Source organism: Phycicoccus sp. Soil748 (genome assembly GCF_001428025.1).
In the GTDB taxonomy this organism is placed as follows: domain Bacteria; phylum Actinomycetota; class Actinomycetes; order Actinomycetales; family Dermatophilaceae; genus Pedococcus.
Map to the genome: position 1 here is coordinate 525089 of NZ_LMSC01000006.1, position 6426 is coordinate 531514.

The 6426-nt window shown below is 71.5% G+C and carries 4 protein-coding genes; 3 read left to right on the top strand and 1 reads right to left on the bottom strand.

Annotation, left to right across the window (positions count from 1 at the left end; genetic code table 11):
* Positions 1-31: 31 nt before the first annotated feature.
* Entirely contained in the window at positions 32-1786 is a 1755-nt protein-coding gene (locus ASG70_RS07460) for a cell wall metabolism sensor histidine kinase WalK (protein ID WP_056883173.1), read from the bottom strand.
* Positions 1787-2111: 325 nt separating this feature from the next.
* Between ASG70_RS07460 and ASG70_RS07465 the strand changes: the two genes are divergently transcribed.
* The 3 genes from ASG70_RS07465 to ASG70_RS07475 are packed head-to-tail and all read left to right on the top strand — an operon-like array spanning position 2112 to position 6395.
* Complete coding sequence (locus ASG70_RS07465; RefSeq protein WP_156399874.1) at positions 2112-5615, top strand: sensor histidine kinase KdpD; 3504 nt, start codon at positions 2112-2114, stop codon at positions 5613-5615.
* A gap of 4 nt (positions 5616-5619) precedes the next feature.
* Positions 5620-6021, top strand: a complete 402-nt coding sequence (locus ASG70_RS07470) for a roadblock/LC7 domain-containing protein (protein ID WP_056883279.1) — start codon at positions 5620-5622, stop codon at positions 6019-6021.
* A 2-nt stretch (positions 6022-6023) separates the two neighbouring features.
* The gene (locus tag ASG70_RS07475; RefSeq protein ID WP_056883175.1) at positions 6024-6395 is read left to right on the top strand and encodes a DUF742 domain-containing protein; all 372 of its coding nucleotides are present in this window, start codon (positions 6024-6026) and stop codon (positions 6393-6395) included.
* The last annotated feature ends 31 nt before the right edge of the window (positions 6396-6426 follow it).

Consider the following 6426-nt stretch of genomic DNA (forward strand, 5'->3'; position numbering starts at 1 on the left):
CAACGGGCTGGGGTGGTCCTACGAGACCCGGTCAGCCGGTGGGCAGCAGGACCGTGAAGGAGGTGCCCCTGCCGAGCTCGGAGTCCACCGCGACGGAGCCCTGGTGCCGCGACACGATGCGCTGCACGATGCTCAGCCCCAGTCCGGTGCCGGGCACCTCGAGGGCGTCGGGGTTGGTGCTGCGGAAGAACTCGGTGAACAGCGAGCGCTGGTCGGCCCTGGAGATGCCGATGCCCTGGTCGGAGCAGACCAGCTCGACCCGGTCGCCGACGGTGCGCAGCTGCACGGTCACGGCGCCACCGTCCGTCGTGTACTTCACGGCGTTGCTGATGAGGTTGTCCACGAGGCGCGCCAGCTCTTCGGAGCTGCCCCAGGCGCAGGGGGCCTGCGGGGGCGCCTGGACGGTGATGGTGACGTTCGCCTGCGCTGCCCGCGGCAGGAACATGTCGACCGCGTCCTGGACGAGCGCGACCATGTCGACGCGCTCGCGCACCAGCGGCCGGTCGGGGTCGCTGACCTTGGCCAGGGTGAGCAGGTCGTCGACCAGCCCCTGGAGGCGGTGGGTGTTGCGCTCCATCACCTTGAGCGACCAGGCCGGGTCGCCGGTCGGGTCCTCCTTGAGCAGCTCGAGGTGACCCATGATCGAGGCGAGCGGGTTCTTCAGCTCGTGCGAGATGGTGGAGAAGAGGGTCGTCTTTGCGCGGTCGGCCCGTCGCAGCTCGGCGGTCATCCGGCGCTCGAGCTCGAAGAGCCGGGCGTTGACGATCGAACGGCCGACGTCCCGCCCGATCTCCAGGGCGGCGACGCGCTCGGCCTCGCTCCACGCCGGGGCGTCCGTCGAGCGCGTGAGGACCATGTGGCCCAGGCACTCGGTGCCCGCGCCGATGGGCGCCAGCAGCAGCGAGCCGGCGCCGGTGGGCTCCAGGAAGTCCGTGACGGCCTGCAGCTCGGACTCCTCCAGCACACCGCTCGGACGCGCGACGCCGTCCCGGATCACCGCTGCGACCTGCTGGCTCCAGCAGTACTCACCCATGCGACGGGCGATGTCGACCATCTCGCGGGGGGTGCGCTCCAGGCCGTGCAGGGAGTAGGCGGCGAGGCTCTCCGTCGTCGCGGCGTCCTCGTTGGAGAAGGCGCGGACCCACAGGCCCAGGCACTCCATACCGGTCCTGATGGGGTCGACGATCGCCTCGACCACGCGCGAGGGCTCCAGGATGCCCTGGGAGATGCGGGCGAGGTTCTGCACGGTGCCGGCGAGGCGGACCTGCTCGGCGAGCGTCTGGCGCTGGCGGAACGAGTTGATGGCGATGCCGGCCTGGTTGGCGAAGACCTCCAGGACCCCCTGCTGCACCTGGGTGGGCCGCTTGGCCGACAGCGGCAGGTCGACCGAGATCATCCCGATCATCTCGCCCGCCGGGTCGTAGAACGGCGCGAGCAGGGTGTCCTCGGGGTCCCACGCCTCGGGGTCGCCGATGACCTGTTCCTCCCACTCCGACGCGACCCAGCCTGCCGGGGCGGTGGTCGGCAGCATGGCCGCCGGGATGAAGCGCAGCGAGCCCCAGTGCTCGGCGACGGCGAACTCCGCCTCGATGCTCTCGCGCGAGGTCCGCCGGCCCATGAGCTGGGCCGTGGCGTCCGGGTGGCCGCCGATGGCGACGATCTCGAGGTCGCCGCTGGACCGGACGAGGCTGATCGCCGCGACCTGGAAGCCCACGATGTCGGCTGCTCCCTCGACCACGAGGTCGAGCAGGTCCTGCAGGCTCTCCTGCCCGCTGGCCTTGTTCATCAGTCGCGAGAGCTGACGAAGCGCCTGCACCTCGCTTGTCGAAACCGTGCTCTCCATCTGGATCCCCGTCACTCCTGCGTCACCCAACGGTGACGGCCTCACGGTATACACCCCGCCGACGGACCGCGCGGCTTATGTCGCCTTTCGGGACGTGCGGTTGAGGGTCCAGTCAGCCGTCCGACGCTGTCACCCGACGCGCCTAGTCCCTTCGGCCACATCTGCAGAGTCCGAACGTTCGAAACGACCACGCAGGCCTACCCAGACCCCTCATCCGGACCCATATCTTGCCGATCACCCAAGTTTTCGTGATGAGGAAGGTGGCTCCGTGTCCAGACTGCAGTCGGCGGCTGGCCGTGTCCCCCAAGGCTGGTCCTTCGGCGACTGGCCCCTGCGACGGAAGCTTGCTGCGGCTGTCGTCCTGCCGGTGGTGCTCGCCTTCGTGTTCGGTGGCCTGCGCGTCAAGAACGACTTCGACACGTCGACGAAGCTCGACCGCGCGGCCGACACCGTCCTGGTCATCCGCCCCGTGGTCGAGTACAACCTCGCCGTGCAGCGCCTCGCGGCCGCCGGCAGCGTCGGCGGCGGTGGCGTCATCGCCGCCATCACCAAGTACGAGTCCGCCGCGGCCGACCTCCGCATCGCCCTGAAGACCCCCGGCATCCCCGAGAGCGTGCGGCGCAGCGGCACCAGCGCGCTGTCCCTCGGCCAGGCCGTGCGCAGCGCCAAGACCCAGAACGGGTTCTCCGACGTCGTCATCGACCGGTCGGGCAGCATCGCGACGCTCCTGTCGACCGCCGTCGCCGACCTCGGCCTCTCCGACGACTCCGCCTCGGCGAAGATCGTCGTCGCCGTCCAGGACACCCTCGCCGCCCAGCGCGCGATGACCGGGCAGCAGCTCAACCTCGCCAACACCGACGACGGCGCCGCCACGCTGCGCGCCATCGGCCAGGTCGGCGCCGAGACCGCTGCCCTCACCCGCCTGCAGGCCGAGGTGCCCGACAGCGGTGCCCAGGTCCGCCAGCTGCTCAACGACAACGGCCGCCGCAACTACACGCTGCAGCAGGAGAGCATCGACAAGGACCAGCTCGCCGCGCTCGGCACGGTCGTCGAGTCGAGCAACGCCGGGTACACCAAGCTCCTCGACAGCGAGCTCGTCTCCCTCGAGAGCAACCTGCGCCAGCGCGCCTCCGACTTCCGCGGCACCGCCATCCTCAACGCGATCATCGTGGCTGCGGCGCTCATCGCCGCCCTCGCCATCGTGCTCGCCCTGCTCCGCTCGCTCCTCGTGCCGATCCGCGCGGTGCGCCAGGGCGCCCTCGACGTGGCCAACAAGCGCCTGCCCGCGGCCGTCGCCGCCATGCGTGACGGCACCGAGCCGCCGGAGTTCGTGGCCATCCCGGTCCACACCAGGGAGGAGATGGGCCAGCTGGCCCGCGCCGTCGACGACCTCCACACCCAGGCGCTGACCCTCGCCGGTGAGCAGGCCCGCCTGCGCGTGCAGGTCGGCCACATGTTCGAGACCCTCTCGCGCCGCAGCACCTCACTCATCGACCAGCAGCTCTCGCTCATCGAGCGCCTCGAGAGCGACGAGGAGGACCCCAAGCGGCTGCAGAGCCTGTTCCGCCTCGACCACCTCGCAGCCCGTATGCGTCGCAACAGCGACTCACTGCTCGTGCTCGCCGGGACCTCCACGCGTCGCGGTGTGTCCGGGTCGGTGTCGGTGTCCGACGCCGTGCGCGCGGCCGTGTCCGAGGTCGAGAACTACGAGCGCATCGACATCGGCGACACCTCCAACGACCACGTCCTGGGCGCCGTCGGCTCCGACCTCATCCACCTGCTCGCCGAGGTCGTCGACAACGCCCTGGCCTACTCGCCGCCCACCACCCGCGTGGGGATCCGCGGTGCCCGTACGCCCGAGGGCGGCCTCCTGATCGAGGTCGACGACAAGGGCCTCGGCATGCCGCCGAAGGAGCTCGCGGGGCTCAACGACCGCCTTGCGCACGGTGGCGACATCACCCCCGACACCGCACGCCGCATGGGCCTGTTCGTGGTCGGCAGCCTGGCCAAGCGCCACGGCATCGCCGTGCGCCTGCGTCGCAACGGCGCCGACAAGCAGGGCGTCACGGTCTCGGTGCACCTGCCCGCCGGCCTGCTGGCCGACAACGCCCGCGCCGAGCGCCCGGTCCGCCCCGCAGCGGCAGCAGCCGCCGCAGCTCCTGCTCCCGCAGCTCCTGCCGCGACGCCGACCGCCCCGGCCGTCGGCGGGACGACCAAGGCGGGCCTGCCGACCCGCGTCCGTGGCGCCAGCGGAGCCCCGAGCCTCACGCCCACCCCGAGCACCGGGCCGAGCCCCGTGCCCGGTGCGGCGAAGAAGGTCCTCCCGACCCGTACCCCCGGCGCGCACGGCCCCACGGCCGGCGGCGGCATCCCCTCGATCCCGATCAAGCCCGTCATCGAGGGCGCCGAGGCCGCGGCCGAGGAGAAGGCCGCGACCAACGGCCACTCCGTGGTGGCGAACGGCGCCAACGGCAGCAACGGTGCGCCGGCTGAGGTCAATGGCAGCAACGGTGCGCGTGGCCACGACACCCATGGTGACGCCGCCGCGGACACCGCAGCCCAGGAGAAGGCAGAGGCTGGCAAGGCCGCCGAAGCCGCCAAGGCTGCTGAAGCGGCCCAGGCGGAGACCGCTGCCAAGGCGAAGGCTGCTGAGGACGCCAAGGCAGCCGAGGCGAAGGCTGCTGAGGACGCCAAGGCAGCCGAGGCGAAGGCTGCTGAGGCGAAGGCTGCTGAGGTGAAGGCTGCAGAGGCCGCCAAGGCCGCCGAAGAGGCCAAGGCCGCGGCACCCACGGCCGAGGTCACGCGCTCGGCTGCCGGGCTCCCGATGCGCAAGCCGCGCGCCACGGGCATCACCGAGGCCACTGAGTTCGCCGAGACGCCGGCCACGGCCGACACCGCGGACAAGGGCGGCGACAAGGCCAAGGGTGGACGGCTCACGAGCTGGCTCCCCAGCCGCAAGGCTGCCGAGGCCGCTCGCATCGAGGCGCTGGAGGCGCAGGAGCACCGCATGCCCTCCAACCTCTCTGCCTGGCTCGAGCACCGCGCGGCGGTCACCGAGGCGCGCGAGAAGGCGGAGCGCGGCGAGGCCACCCCGACCGAGCCCGTCGTTGCCGAGGACGCCGCGGCGACGCCGGAGACCACCGAGCTGACGGTTCCCGACGCGTGGGTGGCCGAGGCCACCGACGACAGTGCGGACGCCGCCCCGGCGGCCGAGGCCGTCGCCCAGCCCACCGAGCCGGCACTGCCGACCCGGGTGCCCGGTGCCAGCGGCTCGACCACCCCGGTGGCCGCCGAGCCCGAGCCCTTCACGGGCCGCCCGGCGTTGCGGGCACACAACACGTCGTTCTTCGGAGCCCGTAAGGCGCGCACGGTGTCCGACGCCGACCTCGAGGTCGACCAGCACGCCGTCGCCGACACCACCATGGCCGAGACCACCGTCGCGGCACACCCCACCACCCAGGACGAGCAGGTCGAGGAGCAGATTGACGTGCAGGCTGACCCCCAGGCCGCGCCCGCCGCACCGGTCGGTGAGAACACCCCGATCTACCGGTCGCTGATGTCCGCGTCGGGCCTCCCGATGCGGCTGCCCGGCACCACCATGAACCCCGGCGAGACCGACGCCCCGGCTGAGGTGACCGCCGCACCCGCGACGTCGCGCCGCGACCCCGAGGCTGTTCGCCGCAGCCTGACCCGCCACAAGAACGGTGTGAGCGCCGCGCGCACCGAGGCACAAGACGGAACCCACCGAGAGGAAGCCGATGTTCAGCACTGACGCCATGGCCCAGCCCAAGGGCGAGTACGACTGGCTCGTGGCCAAGTTCGCGACCGAGACCCCTGGCGTGTCCCACGCCATCCTGGTCTCGGCCGACGGCCTGCCCATGGCCTCCAGCGAGCAGCTGCCCGAGGACCGAGCCGAGCAGATGGCGGCGGTGGCCTCAGGTATGGCGAGCCTGGCCTCCGGTGCGGCCCGGCTCTTCCAGGGCGGCACGGTCCTGCAGTCCGTGATCGAGATGGAGCTCGGCTTCCTGCTGCTCATGAGTGTCGGCGACGGTTCGCACCTCGCCGCCCTCACGAGCACGGACTCCGACATCGGTCAGGTCGGCTACGAGATGGCGGTGCTGGTCGACCGCGTCGGCAAGATGATCGACGCGGCTGCCCGGGCGCCGATCTCGGGGTAGTCATGGCGCCCGACGCACGCGAGGAGTCGGCCGGACCCAGGCTGGTCCGGCCCTACGCGCTGACGTCCGGTCGTACCGAGTCCGTGGTGGACCTGCCGATCGAAGCCACGCTCGAAGTGCAGCCATCCGGACGAAGCGCGAACTGGCCCGAAGGACACATGTCGGGTCGCATCATCGAGCTCTGTGCCACCTCCCAGTCGGTGGCGGAGGTCTCCGCCAAGCTCCACATCCCCCTCGGGGTCGCCAGGGTGCTCCTGGGCGACCTCATCACCGCGGGACACCTCAGGACCCGCGCCACCATCTCCGAAAACACGACGACCGACGAACGACGTGAACTCATCGAAAGGACACTCAGTGGACTACGCGCCCTCTAGCCGCAACAGCGCCTCGACCAAGATTGTCGTG

Excerpts from the sequence above, each read along its gene's own strand:
- ASG70_RS07460 (WP_056883173.1), bottom strand. The coding sequence starts at position 1,786 with ATGAACAAGGCCAGCGGGCAGGAGAGCCTGCAGGACCTGCTCGACCTC.
- ASG70_RS07470 (WP_056883279.1), top strand. The coding sequence starts at position 5,620 with ATGGCCCAGCCCAAGGGCGAGTACGACTGGCTCGTGGCCAAGTTCGCG.
- ASG70_RS07475 (WP_056883175.1), top strand. The coding sequence starts at position 6,024 with ATGGCGCCCGACGCACGCGAGGAGTCGGCCGGACCCAGGCTGGTCCGG.